The organism is Fibrobacter sp. UWT3 (genome assembly GCF_900230125.1).
Lineage (GTDB): Bacteria > Fibrobacterota > Fibrobacteria > Fibrobacterales > Fibrobacteraceae > Fibrobacter.
The window spans coordinates 1270897-1284404 of sequence record NZ_OCSS01000001.1; the positions used below are offsets into that span (position 1 = coordinate 1270897).

General features: G+C 57.2%; 12 protein-coding genes. 10 read left to right on the plus strand and 2 right to left on the minus strand.

The features are described from left to right. Positions 1 to 139: 139 nt before the first annotated feature. The 6 genes from CRO08_RS05475 (at position 140) to CRO08_RS05500 (ending at position 5009) form a co-directional block, all read left to right on the plus strand. Positions 140 to 832 carry a MotA/TolQ/ExbB proton channel family protein gene (locus CRO08_RS05475; RefSeq protein ID WP_217990565.1) on the plus strand — a complete coding sequence of 231 codons (693 nt, stop codon included), beginning with the start codon at positions 140 to 142 and terminating at the stop codon, positions 830 to 832. 9 nt (positions 833 to 841) lie between these two features. Then, positions 842 to 1249 (plus strand): biopolymer transporter ExbD, encoded by a 408-nt coding sequence (locus CRO08_RS05480; protein ID WP_072812502.1) that lies wholly within the window; start codon positions 842 to 844, stop codon positions 1247 to 1249. Then, positions 1246 to 1980: an energy transducer TonB gene (locus CRO08_RS05485; RefSeq protein ID WP_097035356.1), complete on the plus strand. Its 735-nt coding sequence runs from the start codon at positions 1246 to 1248 to the stop codon at positions 1978 to 1980. The genes CRO08_RS05480 and CRO08_RS05485 overlap by 4 nt, the downstream gene beginning before the upstream one ends. An 11-nt stretch (positions 1981 to 1991) precedes the next feature. Then, a complete protein-coding gene (locus tag CRO08_RS05490) occupies positions 1992 to 3284 on the plus strand; it encodes a PD40 domain-containing protein (protein ID WP_097035729.1) in 1293 nt (430 codons plus the stop codon). Beyond that, positions 3281 to 3880: an OmpA family protein gene (locus CRO08_RS05495; RefSeq protein WP_097035357.1), complete on the plus strand. Its 600-nt coding sequence runs from the start codon at positions 3281 to 3283 to the stop codon at positions 3878 to 3880. The genes CRO08_RS05490 and CRO08_RS05495 overlap by 4 nt, the downstream gene beginning before the upstream one ends. Positions 3881 to 3971: 91 nt before the next feature. Next, complete coding sequence (locus tag CRO08_RS05500) at positions 3972 to 5009, plus strand: tol-pal system YbgF family protein (RefSeq protein ID WP_101956413.1); 1038 nt, start codon at positions 3972 to 3974, stop codon at positions 5007 to 5009. A gap of 367 nt (positions 5010 to 5376) precedes the next feature. On the opposite strand, the gene murA is transcribed toward CRO08_RS05500, so the two are convergent. After that, entirely contained in the window at positions 5377 to 6660 is a 1284-nt protein-coding gene (gene murA, locus CRO08_RS05505) for a UDP-N-acetylglucosamine 1-carboxyvinyltransferase (protein WP_097035358.1), read from the minus strand. Next, positions 6660 to 7475 carry an RDD family protein gene (locus CRO08_RS05510; RefSeq protein ID WP_097035359.1) on the minus strand — a complete coding sequence of 272 codons (816 nt, stop codon included), beginning with the start codon at positions 7473 to 7475 and terminating at the stop codon, positions 6660 to 6662. Before CRO08_RS05510 ends, murA begins: the two co-directional genes overlap by 1 nt. A 59-nt stretch (positions 7476 to 7534) precedes the next feature. On the opposite strand from CRO08_RS05510, the gene rapA reads away from it, so the two are divergent. The 4 genes from rapA to CRO08_RS05530 all read left to right on the plus strand — a co-directional run bounded on the left by rapA (position 7535) and on the right by CRO08_RS05530 (position 13499). Beyond that, on the plus strand, positions 7535 to 10495 hold the full coding sequence (gene rapA, locus CRO08_RS05515; protein WP_097035360.1) for an RNA polymerase-associated protein RapA: 2961 nt from the start codon (positions 7535 to 7537) through the stop codon (positions 10493 to 10495). 158 nt (positions 10496 to 10653) lie between these two features. Then, a complete protein-coding gene (gene proB, locus CRO08_RS05520) occupies positions 10654 to 11793 on the plus strand; it encodes a glutamate 5-kinase (protein ID WP_072812712.1) in 1140 nt (379 codons plus the stop codon). A 24-nt stretch (positions 11794 to 11817) separates the two neighbouring features. After that, positions 11818 to 13047: a hypothetical protein gene (locus CRO08_RS05525; protein WP_097035361.1), complete on the plus strand. Its 1230-nt coding sequence runs from the start codon at positions 11818 to 11820 to the stop codon at positions 13045 to 13047. Continuing rightward, on the plus strand, positions 13047 to 13499 hold the full coding sequence (locus CRO08_RS05530) for a hypothetical protein (protein ID WP_141398252.1): 453 nt from the start codon (positions 13047 to 13049) through the stop codon (positions 13497 to 13499). The genes CRO08_RS05525 and CRO08_RS05530 overlap by 1 nt, the downstream gene beginning before the upstream one ends. Positions 13500 to 13508: the final 9 nt, after the last annotated feature.

Here is a 13508-nt window from a genome sequence, read left to right on the forward strand (position 1 = left end):
TTTGTGTTAGGTCTGTATGATTCTGAAGTTCGCTTTTTTTCCCGAATAAAGTTTCTTTTGCTTGGTCTGAATCATATCTTTTTGCTACATTGTGCACGGGGCGTATGTTTTCGCCCGGAATTTATTCGAGGAGGTTCTTTTGAACAATTCCATCCCTCTTGTACAAATGGTGCTGCAGTCCGATATCGCGACCATCGTGGTCCTCTGCATCCTTGCCATCATGTCGCTGGGTTCCTGGGGCATTATCATCGTGAAGTTCTTTGCCTACCGCAGGAGCAAGCACGCGAATGCTGAGTTCTTCCGCAAGTTCAGTACGGTTACGCAGTTCGTGCAGTTGCAGGGCCTTTGCGAGACCGCCGAGGACAGTGCGCTCCGCCGCCTTACGGCCGAGGTGCTGAAGGAAGCCTCCAAGTTCAGTAACTTCGTGAGTTACGACTCCATCCAGCACCGCGCATCGCTCCTGGAAGACACCATCCAGCGCTCCATCGAGGGCCTGCGCCTTACCGAAGACCGCTACCTGAGCTTCCTTGCCACAAGTTCGAACCTGGCTCCGTTCTTCGGCCTTTTGGGCACGGTGTGGGGCATCATGATTGCGTTCTTCCAGATTGGCCAGCACGGTTCCGCCGACCTCTCCGTTGTCGCTCCGGGTATCGCCATGGCCTTGATTACCACGGTGGGCGGCCTCGTGGTCGCTATCCCCGCCTCTGCGGGCTACAACTACTTCACCAGCTGCAACGGCCAGAATGAAATCTCTTACTTCAACTTCGGTTCGCAGGTGTTGAGCCTCTTCAAGCGCGGCGACCTGCTCGCCCTCGAAGAAGTTGCCGGCTAGGAGGCCTAGGTGAAGCGTAGCCGCGGAAAAGAACTCAAGCAGGAGATGAACCTCACGAACATGATCGACATCGTGTTCTCGATTCTTATCGTGTTCATCATTTCTGCGCCGCTCATGAGCCAGGGCGTGAAGGTCGACCTCCCGAAGGCCGAAGCCCCGACGATGGAGCAGGAAAAGCTTTTGAAGGTGTCCATCACCAAGGACGAGGAAATCTACATCGCCGACATGCAGGTGGATTTCAGCAGTTTCAACAACGTGTTCAAGTCCCTCTGGAACGGCGAGATGGCGGTCGTCATCAATTCCGACGAGAATGTCCATTACGGGCTCGTGATGAAGGTCGTTACGCAGGTACAAAAATTGGGCGTGACAAAACTCGGGTTCCTTACGATGAATCCTAAAGAAAAACCGGGTAAATGAGCAAGGAAGCAGAAAGGATAAAGTACTTCGGCTCGGACGTGGATTCCACGCTCGTGAAGATAATCGTAGTCGCGGTCGTCTTCCATTTTGCCGTTGCCGTGTTCTTCATCGGGCTGCATTACGTGAACCTGAAGCCGGACCCGGAGCCGATTCCCGTGTTCGAGATGGTGCAGGTGGCCCAGCCGCCTCCGCCCCCCAAGCCGGTACAGCCTAAGCCTCCTGAGCCGCCTAAGCCCAAGGAGCCGCCCAAGCCCAAAGTGAACAAGGAATTGCCGCCGGAGATTAAGCCCGAGCCGGAGCAGAAGCCCGAGGAGGTGCACGAGGAGGTTCCGCCGGAACCGGAGCCGGAGCCCGAACCGGAACCGCAGGAGGATTTCCCGGTCGACGACCTCGACTTGCCTGTTGCGGTGGAGGCCCCGAGCCTGAACCCGGTGGGTTCCGTGGATATGGACCCGCTGATGCAGGTGTACCTCGAGCAGTTGAAGAAGATTATCATGAGCAACTTCAAGCCGCCCAAGGACCTGAAGGTGGGCCGCGACGCGAAGACTACGGTGCAGTTCCAGGTGGACCGCTTCGGCGGGATTACCGCCGTGATACTCAAGAAGTCGTCGGGCAACAAGGCGTGGGACCACCTGTCCGTGCGCGCCATCCAGATTTCGAAGGTGCCCGAACTACCGCCGAACTACCGCGCCCCGAGCCTCGTGTTGCACTTTAACTTTACGCCGAACTAGGTTGAATGTTTATGAAGAAGATTATCGCGTTTCTTGCCCTGTTGATGCTTGCCGTACCGAATGCGTTTGCCTCTATCGATACGATTGCAGTCGACGTGGGTATTTCCGTGTTCAAGACCATTCCGCTTGGTGTTGTCCCGTTCGAGGAGAAGCCTGGTATCGAATGGATGGAGGAACGCCCGCACCAGATTGTTACCCGCGATGCGAACCTTTCGGGCCGGTTCGACGTGGTTGCCTCCGAAAAGTTCAACCTTGCGCTTTTCAGCCGTAGCCATGCGGAATACTACGTGACGGGGAAGGTATCGCCCCAGAAGGACGGCGCCCTGAAGGTGGAATGCTTCCTGTATGTTTCGAAGTCGAAGGACCTGCTGCTCGGAGAATCGTACACCCTGAAGCAGAAGGACTTGCGCCGCGCGATACACGCGTTCTTTGACAAGGTGACGAAACGCATTACCGGCGAGCGCGGCGTGGCGAGCACCAAGCTTGCGTATGTCTCGAAAATCGAGGGCGTGAAGCAGGTGGTGGTATCTGACTACGACGGTTTTCACCGTAGCCAGGTGACCCGCGATTCTACGATAAGCATGATGCCCGTGTGGACGCGCGGGAATGCTGGGCTCGTGTACGTGAACTTCAAGACGAACCGCCCGCACCTTTATGCCAAGAACTTCGGCGGGCCGGAACGCGTGATTTTCCCGCAGTTCGACCAGACGTACAGCCCCGCGGTAAACCCGCGTACGGGCGAACTCCTTTTCTCTTCGACGGTCGACGGGAAGACGGACCTGTTCCTCGGCAACATGGAGACAGGTAAGGCGCGCAAGTTCGCCTACCTGAAGAGCAACCAGACGAGCCCGGCGTGGAGCCCGTATGCGACCGAGGTGCTGTTCACGAGTGACCGTGGCGGTGGCCCGCAGATTTTTGTGATGGGGAAGGACGGCTCTGACCTGCGCCGCGTGACATTCATGGGCCGTTACAACGAGCGTGCGAGCTGGTCCCCGAACGGCGACCGCATTGTCTATACCTCGATGGACAACGGCAAGATGAACATCTATACCTGCGCGCTCGACGGGAGCGACATCGTGCAGCTCACGAACAACGCGGGCAACAACGAACACCCGACCTGGTCGCCCGATGGCAAGCTGATTGCTTTTTCGAGCAACCGTAGCGGGACTTACCAGATTTACATTATGCGGTTTGACGGCGCGAACGTGACCCGCATTACCCAGGGCGGCGAGAACACATCGCCTACGTGGTCCTGGTTCTACGAAGATAGTGAACAACAAAAAACCAAAGAAGGTGCTAAATGAAAAACATCGCTAAACTTTCCATTCTTACTTTTGCCGCATGCCTCGCCATTGTAGGCTGCGCGAAGAACGAACCCCCGCAGACGCAGCCCGCGCCGGCCCCGGCCCCGGCTGCCGCACCTGCACCCGCACCGGCAGCACAGCCCGCGGCTGCACCCGCACCCGCGGTGAACGAGGATTCCCTTGCCGCCGAACGCGCGCGCCTCGAGGCCGAACGCCTTGAAGCGGAACGCGCCCGCCTCGAAGCGCTCATCAACCAGATTATGAGCGAAGACGTGTACTTCGATTTCGACCGTTCGGAACTCACCGAGAAGGCGAAGGAACTGCTCGCACAGGTGGGTGAACTCCTCCTGAAGGAAACCCGCTTCACGCTTACCATCGAGGGCCACACCGACGCCCGTGGTACCGAAGACTACAACTTCACTCTCGGTGCAAAGCGCGCCATGAAGGTGAAGGAATTCCTGAACGCCTATGGTATCGAAGGCAAGCGCATGGAATCCGTGAGTTACGGTAAGGAAGCCCCGAAGGCTCAGGGTGAAACCGAAGAGGCTTACTCCCAGAACCGCCGTGCCAACTTCCGCGTGAACATCCAACAGTAATTTTTATGCGTAATCCCGAGCAAGATGCCGCGAGGCATCGTGGCGAAGGATCTAGACTCGAATTGAATTAAACTAATAACTAGCGTAGAAAATGAAAAAAATTGCTTTAGGTATTGTCTCGATTGCATTCGCCCTAGTCGGATGCTCCCAGATGACGGTGCTCCGTACCGAGGAAATGCGCAATGTCGGTACGGACGTGCAGGTTGCTGTCCTCAGCAATCTCGATTCCGCCATGCATAAGCTTAGGGCCGATAACAAGAACCTCCGCAAGCGCGTCGACTCCCTGAAGGCGGAACTCCTTGCCCAGCAGGAGGCCTCTGCCTTGCTGCAGAAGCGCATGATGGCCGAACTGACCATGCTTTCGCGCCGCATGAGCGATGAATCCGAAAGGAACGATTCGCGCCAGGAAGAGATCATCTACCGCCTCGACATGTTGCTCGGCAAGAGTGACAAGATTCTGGCGAAGAAGGTCGTGGTGAGCGGAGCCCCGCAGCAGCAGGTTTCAATGGACAGCGTAGAACGCGAGGCCGAACGCCTCGTGGAAGCGGAAGCGATGTTCAATACGGCCCGTTCTGACTACCACCGCGGCGAATACAAGCTTGCCTACACCGGCTTCAAGCAGGTTTACGAACAAATGAAGGAGGGGGAACTCGGCGAGAATTCCCTGTACTGGATGGGGCTTTGCCTTATGGACGTAAACCAGGTGGAAAAGGCCAAGAAGGTGTTCGAGGCGCTTGCACAGAGTTTCCCCGAAGGGCAGAAACTTTGCACGACGATGTTCAAGCTCTCGGCGATATATGCTGCCGAAGGGAATGTCGATATGCAGAAGCAGTACCTGCAGAAGATTCTCTCGAGCAAGACTTGCGCGACATCTGGCGAGTTTGAACAGGCGGCAGAAATCCTGCAGGAACTGCTGGAAGGGAACGCCGTGGAACCGCAACCTGTTTCGGATTCGACGGCAGCGCCGGCAACTGAAACCGCGCCGGCCGCACCCGCTGCGGAAGCACCCGTAGCACCCGCCGCAGAGGCCCCGGCTGCAGAAGCGAAGCCTGCTGAAAAGGCCGAAGCTCCGGCTGCCGAAAAGAAACCCGCGAAAAAGAAGAAGATTCCTTCTGCCAAGAAGGACTAGTTAAAAGCACACTCTTTGGTAAATGTTGAAGCCCGCGCACTGCGCGGGCTTTATGTATTCTATACCCGAGGCACATAAACCCGAAGCATTTTATACCCGCTTATGTTAGAGTCTATGCGCCGTAAGGCGCCCACGAAGAAACTTGTTTCGAGTGCCGGGAGGGTCTTAGGGAGGGGGTGGACCCCCTCCCTTGTCGTTATTATGCCGTAAGGCGCCCACGAAGAAACTTGTTTCGAGTGCCGGGAGGGTCTTAGGGAGGGGGTGGACCCCCTCCCTAGTCTCACCAGAATGGCGAAGTGAACCCGCGTCTTAAAACGCTTACGCTTGCGTAAGCGCAAGGCAAACGTTGTTTGCCGAAGTTTATTTCTTAAAATGCATCGTCGTCTTCGTCATCGCTGTGACGGATGACGACACCGCCGATCTTTGCCATCTTGTTTTCGAAGTCCTCGTAACCGCGGTCCAGGTGGTAAACGCGGCTCACGGTGCTTTCGCCCTCGGCCACGAGGGCCGCAAGCACGAGAGCGGCGGTTGCACGCAGGTCGCTACCCATGATTTCGGTGCCTTCGAGTTTAGTGCCGCCCTTGATAGTCGCGGTATTGCCGTTCACCTGGATGTTCGCCCCCATGCGCTGCAATTCGGCGACATGCTTGAAGCGGTCGTTATAGACGGTGTCCTGGATGAGGCTGTTGCCCGGCACCGAGACGAGCGTCGCCATGAGGGGCGCCTGCATGTCGGTCGGGAATCCCGGGAAGGGGAGGGTCGAAATGCTGATGGGCTTGAGTTCCATGCCACGGGCATCGACCTGCGCCCAGTCGTTCCCGACATCTACCTTGCAGCCCATTTCGCGGAAGGCGTCGAGGGTAGAGGCGATGTGTTCGGGAATAATCTTCGTGACCTTCACGCAGCCGCGGGTAATTGCCGCGCCGCAGAGGTACGTGCCCGCCTCGATACGGTCAGGAATGGTGTAGCCCTTGCCGGGGCGGAGGCTTTCGACACCCTGCACGGTAAGTGTGCGTGTCCCGCGTCCCTGGATTTTTGCACCCATCGAGACGAGGTAATCCACGAGGTTGTCGATTTCGGGTTCGAGTGCCGCATTCTGCAGCACGCTCGTGCCCTTCGCAAGCGTTGCCGCCATGAGCACGTTCACCGTTGCCCCCACGCTGGATATCGGGAAGTTGAACGTGCCGCCCGGGAGCCTGCCTTCGCAGGTGGCCTCCACGTAGCCGCGGGTAAGGTTAATCTTTGCACCGAGCGCCTCGAGCCCCTTCAGGTGAAGGTCGACCGGGCGCGGGCCCCAGGCGCAACCGCCGGGGAGCGACACGCGGCAACGTCCGAAACGCGCTACCAGCGGGCCCAGCACGTAGAAGCTTGCGCGCATGGTCTTCACCAGCTCGTAGGGTGCTTCCAGGTGGTCTGCCCCGCGGGTGTCTATCTTGAGCTGGTGCGCTTCGCCGCTGATGCGGCAGCCGATAATGCGCAGCACGTCGCTCATCGTCTTCATGTCCTTCAGGTGGGGCACGTTCGTGATTTCGGAAACACCCTCGGCAAGGAGGGCCGCCGCCATCACGGCGAGCACTGCGTTCTTCGCTCCCGAAATCTGGACTTCGCCTTCGAGGGGTTTCTTTACCTGGTGGACTTCAAAACGGTACATTACTGAATCTCCTTGTCGCCTTCGCTTTTCTTGGCGTTGTCGTCCTTGCCCTTGGGCATGTCGTGAACGACGTATGTCCTTGCTATCCAGTCGTGGAGCGCCCTGCGCTTCGGGTCAATGCATACAATCAGGTAGCCGAGGCCGTATATGGCGAGTGTAAATTGCGTGAGGATGCTGCCCAGGTAGCGGGCTGCCGAGGTAATCCAGGAGAGGCGCTCGCCGTCTGTGGTTTCGATGTGGATGCGGGCGAGCATCTTCCCGGGGGTAGCCGAGAAGATGGCCTGGAACGCGATGAAGTATATGGCCTGCGCCACGCTCCAGATGGTAATAAACGTGCTTATGCCCGGCGTGCTCAATAGTTTGTTCGTGCTTTCGGCAGATATCGGGTCGTTTATGTAGGCGCTTGTCGCTTGCTGGACGGTTTCAAAGTCGAGAACCCCCGCGCTCGAAAGTACGAGCAGCGTAATGCCGCCGAAGAAGCCGAGAATGAGGTTGTCGACAACGCATGCGAATGCCCGCACGAAGAACCCGGCGAACTTGCGCGACCTGAACTTATTTTCCTTGACAATCTGCTCGAGAGCCTCGATAGTGTCCTTGAGCATTTCCTCGTCTGTGGGCGGGACGGGCGGCAGGTCTTCCTTAAGCGCCTGCGAGGCCTCTTTCCATGTTTTCCAGTCGCTCTCGCCGCTGTGCCACACGAGCGTGTTGTCGCTTATTTTTCCCTGGTTTACAAATTCGTGGATTTCATCGATAGAATAAGGGCCTTGCCGGCGTTCGCCATCGGTAATGCTTTCGTCAATAAAATACCACTTCATACGCGGTAAAAGATAGAAAAATTTGGTCGAAAAACTCAATTATTACTAAATTTGGAGGCATGAAAATGTTTAAGCCGGGGCAACGTTACGTTAGCCAGTCGGAACCGGAATTGGGTCTTGGGGTCGTCTCCGAGGTTCAGGGCCGTACCGTCAAGTTTGTGTTCCCGTTAGTGGGTCAGGTTCGTCTTTATCGTGTTGACAATGCTCCTGTGGAGCGCTTTATTTTGCAGCCGGGTGAAACGGCGAAAAACGAGAAGGGGCTTTCGTTCTCTGTCGAGAGCGTCCGCGAGGATGGCGACCTTGTCGTTTACGTAGGCCGTGGTGGTCGCGAAATCAAGGAAGCCGACCTTACGGCGAAGCAGATGGCGCGCCCGAGCGACCTTTTCCGTTCGCTTACGAAAATCGGTGCGGGGTCCAAGTCCGACATTCTTTCGGAAGATGTTTCCTCGAAGGCCTTTGAACGTCGCCGCCGTGCGATGGAACTTTCGTGCATGTGGAAATCTTCGCCGGTTCGCGGCATGATTGGCCCGCGGCTCGACATGATTCCGCACCAGTACTACCTTTGCCATCGTGCCTGCAGTTCTTCTACGCTCCCGCGCCTCATGCTGAGTGACGAGGTGGGCCTCGGCAAGACTATCGAGGCGGGCATGATTTGGCATGCCCTGAATGCGCGTGGCCGCGTAAACCGTACGCTCATCATTGTTCCCGAGACGCTCAAGCACCAGTGGATGATCGAGATGAAGCGCAGGTTCAACCAGCTCTTTACGCTGGTGGACGAGGGCTATATCCGCGGATTGTTTATTGGCGTCGAGAAGGGCGCACCGAAGCCGAACCCCTTCTTGCAGAGCAACAACATCATCGTGGCGATTGACTTCTTGATGAGCCAGCCTGCGCTTATCGAGGACCTGCTCAAGACGCAGTGGGATATGACGATTATCGACGAGGCTCACCACCTGGTGTGCGAGGACGGCTTCACGAGCCACGAGTACATGCTCGCAAATGCGGTGCTTGCCCGCTCGAAGGGCGTTCTCCTGTTGACGGGTACTCCCTTGCAGCTGCACCCCGAAAGCCAGTTCAACCGCCTCAAGATGCTTGACCCGGCCCGTTTTGCCGACTACGGCGCGTTCATCAAGGACCAGGAGGAATACCGCAAGCTGGTGAACGACCTTGCGAAACTCCCGACCGACCCGAACCACCACATGAGCTGGGACGACCTTTACGAATGCGTCCCCAAGAATTCGAAGATTCGCCCGTGGCTCGAGCAGGAAAACTCGAAGTCCATGACCGCAGGCGAATGGATGCGCCGCATCGTGGATGCGATGGGAACGGGCTCCGTGGTGTTCCGCAATACCCGCAAGGGCGTGGGCGGTTTCCCCAAGCGTAAGCTCGACGAAATTTGCCTGGAACCGAACCCGCGTTACCGCGAGATGGTGGAACTTGCCGCCGAGAAGGATCTGGATGCCTCGACTGACATTCAGGAAAATGGCCTGCTTTGCACCCGCTATTCCGACGGTTGGGAACTCGACGAGCGTATCGTTTGGCTCAAGAAGTTCCTCAAGGAGCACAAGAACGACAAGATTCTCCTCATTTGCGAATCGATCGAGGTTGTGCTCGCGCTCGAGACAATCCTCACGGATTACCTGGGCGAGGGAGCCTTCTCGATGTTCCATGAGGACATGTCCATCATGGCGCGCGACAAGGCCGCCGCGAACTTCAGCAAGGAGAACGGCGCGAACCTGCTTATCGCATCCGAAATCGGGTCCGAGGGCCGTAACTTCCAGTTCTCGCACCACCTTATCCTGTTCGACCTGCCGCTCGATGCGGCCCTCGTGGAACAGCGCATCGGGCGACTGGACCGCATTGGCCAGACGCAGGATATCATCGTGCATGTTCCCTACGTGAAGGGATCCGGCCAGGAAGTGATGTTCCGCTGGTACAACGATGGCCTGAACGCGTTTGGCGCGCCCCTTATGAGCGGTGGTGAACTCTTCCTCAAGTATACGGATAGCCTGATCGAGGCGCTTGCGAACCCGCGCGGCTGCCTGGACGAATTCGTGAAGAACGTTATCCCGCAGGTGAAAAAGGACTGCGAGGCGATGCGCAAGAATATCGAGAAGGGGCGCGACCGCCTGCTCGAATACAACTCCCGCAACCCCGAGAAGGCGAAGGAGATTACCGACGAGATTCTGCGTATCGATGCCCAGCACGAACTGAAGGATTTGCTTCTCGAATCGCTGCATGCTCGCGGGCTTGATGTGGACAACAGTGCCATCGAGGGTTGCTGCGTGATTACGCAGGGCCCGCAGATCGAGGAAGGTTCCGTTGCCGGAATGCCGACCCGCGGGATGATTGCCGCCCAGAGCGAGGAAGACGAGCAGGGAACCGACAATATCTGCCTCACGGCGACGTTCGAACGTGGGGTAGCGATGCTCCATGACGAGGTGGACTTCCTGAGCCTCGAGCACCCGCTGGCACAGGGAACCATAGATTTCGAGACGGGTGTGAACCACGGGACTGTCGCCTGCAGTATCTGGAACGGTTCCGGACTCCGCGGGCTTGTTATGCAGTACAACTTCGTGGTGGAACTGCCCGTGCCCGAGGAATGGGGCGTGTCCGATATCGTTGGCCCGCGCTACGTGTGTACGCTCGTGGATGCCTCGGGACAGGACCTCTCCGAACACCTGAAGGCTGTCGAGAAGGCGGAACTCCGCGACGTGAACGTACCGCAGGGCAACAAGGCTGTCGATGCCACCTTGCGCTATTTCGCGAAGGAAGGGCTTGCCATTGCGAAGCGCAATGTTTCTGGAGTCGCGAAGGAATACGCCGACAAGGCCGCCGCTGCGGTGGAGGCGCGTTCCGAGCAGGAATACCAGCGCATGAACCACCTGCTCACCATGCGTGGGAAGGCGGGTAACAATGCGGAACTGGCACAGCTCCGCAAGAACGTTGCCGAGCGCAAGAAGATTGTCGCGAACCCGCAGCTCCGCCTCGATGCAATCAGGCTGCTTGTTTGCAGGTAGAGATCGTAAAGGTGAACGTTGTGGTTTTGAAATGAATTAAAATGTCATCCTGAGCGGAGGGCGTAGCCCGAAGTCGAAGGATCTCCTTGCTTGTAGATTCTTCGACTACGAACCTTCGGTTCTTCGCTCAGAATGACACATGCTGATGAAAAAAGAATATGAGTGAATTACGTAAGAACATCCTAGACGAAGCGCGCCGCATTGTGGTAAAGATTGGCTCGCGCATTTTGGTGGATTCCGACAAGGGCGGCGTGCGTACCCGCTATATCCAGAAACTCGCCGACTCCGTTGCCCGCCTCATGGAAGCGGGGAAGGAAGTCGTGATTGTGACAAGCGGTGCCGTGGGTACGGGCATGGCGGAACTCGGCTACAAGCAGAAGCCTACCGTGATTGCCGAGAAGCAGGCCTGCGCTGCCGTGGGCCAGATCGACCTCATGTACACCTACCGCGAGATGTTCCGCTGGGTGCAGCTCTCGGTGGGCCAGATTCTCCTTTCGGCAGACGACTTCCGTGACCGCGCCCGCTACAAGAACTTGCAGAACACTATCAAGGCGATGCTCGCGCGTAAGATTGTCCCCATCATCAACGAGAACGACTCGCTTGCGGTTGCAGAAATCAAGGTGGGCGACAACGATAAGCTTTCGAGCGACGTGGCGCTCTTCCTGGATGCCGACCTGCTGTTGATTTTCACGGATGAGGACGGCCTGTTCGATGACAACCCGAAGAAGAACCCCAATGCTCGCCTGTTGCGCTTTGTGCCCGAGATTACGCCCGCGGTGCTCGCGCTTGCGGGGAAGCCCGGCGAGGCGGGTTCTGCGGTAAGTACCGGTGGGATGCGCAGCAAGCTCGAGGCCATCCGGAACGTCACGAAGAGCGGGGCGAACGCCTTCCTCGCAAACGGCATGAAGGTCTTGCCGCACCAGGTGATTTTCGAGAATGCGAACGGCACGCTTTTTGCGGGCTCCAAGAAGAAGTTGAACAGTCGCCAGCGCTGGCTGAGCTTCATTACCACGCCGCGCGGGAGCGTCGTCGTGGATGAGGGTGGCGCGAACGCCCTCCGGAAAAAGCACTCGAGCCTGTTGCCCGTTGGGGTAATCGCCGTGCACAAGCATTTCGACAAGGGCGACCTCATCGAGGTGCTCGACGAACAGAAGAATCCGGTGGCCCGCGGGGTTGCGGGTTTCGACAGCGAAACCCTGAAGCTTGTCTTGCGCAAGAAAACGGCGCAGGTTCACGAGATTCTCGGCGAAAACGTGCCCGACGAACTTATCCACAAGAACGACCTGGTTGTTTTCTAGGTTGTCTTTTATATATTTAAAACCATGAGCCTATTCCGTTCCATAAAGATTGCCCTGGTTGCGATTCCGCTTATGCTCACGTCGGCCCTGGCCGATGCTGTTGACGTGGAAGCGGTTGCTTCGGGTGGCTACTGGACCCGCGACGAGCAGTTGCGCGACATTGGCGACCTGCTCCTGTACGGAAAGATGTCGTTTGTCGATATCGGCATGAACTACGCTCCGCTCCCGACCCAGATTCCGCTGAAGAGCAAGTTCGGCGAGCACGAGGGTTTTGCCGTGCGCCATCATTTATCCCTGATGGCGTCGCACCAGGTTTCGCAGAATAACTACCTGTCTGCGCTCCTGTTCTTCGAACGTTCCGGTTGGGACGGCGAGGACTTCCTGTTCTTCCCGAAATACACGGATTTCGGGCTTATCCGCTCCGTGACTACGTGGGGCCTTGGCTACACCAACACGACGGTAGACTACTCGATTGCTGCCGGTATGCAGCACCAGAACGTTGAATTCGTGGGTGATGTTTTCCCCGCAGAGAACGATTCGCTCCTGTACACCTGGGCGAACCTGCGCTTTGGCCGCATCAGCGCCCAGACGCAGTTCCACCGTACGCATTTCCGCATGCTCAGGCTTTCGCTCGATCTCGAGGATCGCGAAGTGTTCGGCGGGGCATCCTCCGGGCTCTGGACGTACATGCCCAACATCGATGCCACCATCTACAAGCGTGAACTGGAAGGCTTTGACGAGGATTTTGTCCGCGTGAATTGGGAACAGAACCTGTTCAACCAGATGCTCTATGCGGAAGTCTCGTTCGATTTCCCGGATGACGGTTTCCATTCTGCCGCGCTGAAGTTCTACCCGGAACCCTCGCGCCTATTTTCTGTCGAGTTTACCTGCCTGCGCCGCCGTGCCGTGGCAGACAACTGGGACGACCTGATGTTTGGCTGGGCATTCGAGATGCCGCTTGTGCGCGTGGGCTACAATTCCGCCTACGAGTACGACCACCTGTTCCATGCGAAGGGAACCTGGTTCGTGGAACTCCAGTTCAACATGGGTTCCCTCGGCGATGCCCTGTTTGCCAAGAACGGACGCAAGTCCACTCCGCTCCAGACGCAGGAAATCAAGAGGAAGAATACGCCGGAAAAGAAATCCGAACTGATTCCGCTTGACTCGAAGAATTCCCAGGGGGCGAACGCTCCGAAGACGATAACCGCGAAGGGCATCCGCTACGAGAAATCGGGCAGTGAAGGAGGCAAGTAATGAAGACTTTTAAGAGTTTGTCTGTACTGTGTGCCCTGCTTGCCTGCTGTGCGGTACTTTCGGGTTGCCTTAGCCACTGGTGTATTGATTCTTCGACGCGCCTCCAGGTAGAGAACAAGTCGAGCAAGACGATTGTCGGCATCGATATCGTTTCGGAGGACGGTTCCGAGTATGTGCCGTGGATCCAGGATACGATACGCCCGGGTGAAAAGAGCCGCGTCTACGAGGAGGACTGGGTCGGAACGTTCAATGTCCGGTTCAGGATTGTCGAAAAGACGACGATTGGCTGTGCATGCGATAACGTCCCGGACGGGATGTATGCATCTTGCGTTTGCCCGGTGCTCCGTTCCGATGCCTTGATTGCCCGCGATGTGAAATTTGAGGGCGGTAGCGAGTACGTGGTCATCACCGATAGCAAGGAAGGTCACGGACTGCGTTACGAGTTCAAGTAGATACTTTTT

Bases quoted from the DNA above. Each gene is read 5' to 3' on its own strand.
- CRO08_RS05495 (WP_097035357.1), top strand. From the start codon at position 3,281: ATGAAAAACATCGCTAAACTTTCCATTCTTACTTTTGCCGCATGCCTC.
- CRO08_RS05490 (WP_097035729.1), top strand. From the start codon at position 1,992: ATGAAGAAGATTATCGCGTTTCTTGCCCTGTTGATGCTTGCCGTACCG.
- proB (WP_072812712.1), top strand. From the start codon at position 10,654: ATGAGTGAATTACGTAAGAACATCCTAGACGAAGCGCGCCGCATTGTG.
- CRO08_RS05525 (WP_097035361.1), top strand. From the start codon at position 11,818: ATGAGCCTATTCCGTTCCATAAAGATTGCCCTGGTTGCGATTCCGCTT.
- CRO08_RS05530 (WP_141398252.1), top strand. From the start codon at position 13,047: ATGAAGACTTTTAAGAGTTTGTCTGTACTGTGTGCCCTGCTTGCCTGC.
- rapA (WP_097035360.1), top strand. From the start codon at position 7,535: ATGAAAATGTTTAAGCCGGGGCAACGTTACGTTAGCCAGTCGGAACCG.
- CRO08_RS05485 (WP_097035356.1), top strand. From the start codon at position 1,246: ATGAGCAAGGAAGCAGAAAGGATAAAGTACTTCGGCTCGGACGTGGAT.
- CRO08_RS05500 (WP_101956413.1), top strand. From the start codon at position 3,972: ATGAAAAAAATTGCTTTAGGTATTGTCTCGATTGCATTCGCCCTAGTC.
- CRO08_RS05510 (WP_097035359.1), bottom strand. From the start codon at position 7,475: ATGAAGTGGTATTTTATTGACGAAAGCATTACCGATGGCGAACGCCGG.
- murA (WP_097035358.1), bottom strand. From the start codon at position 6,660: ATGTACCGTTTTGAAGTCCACCAGGTAAAGAAACCCCTCGAAGGCGAA.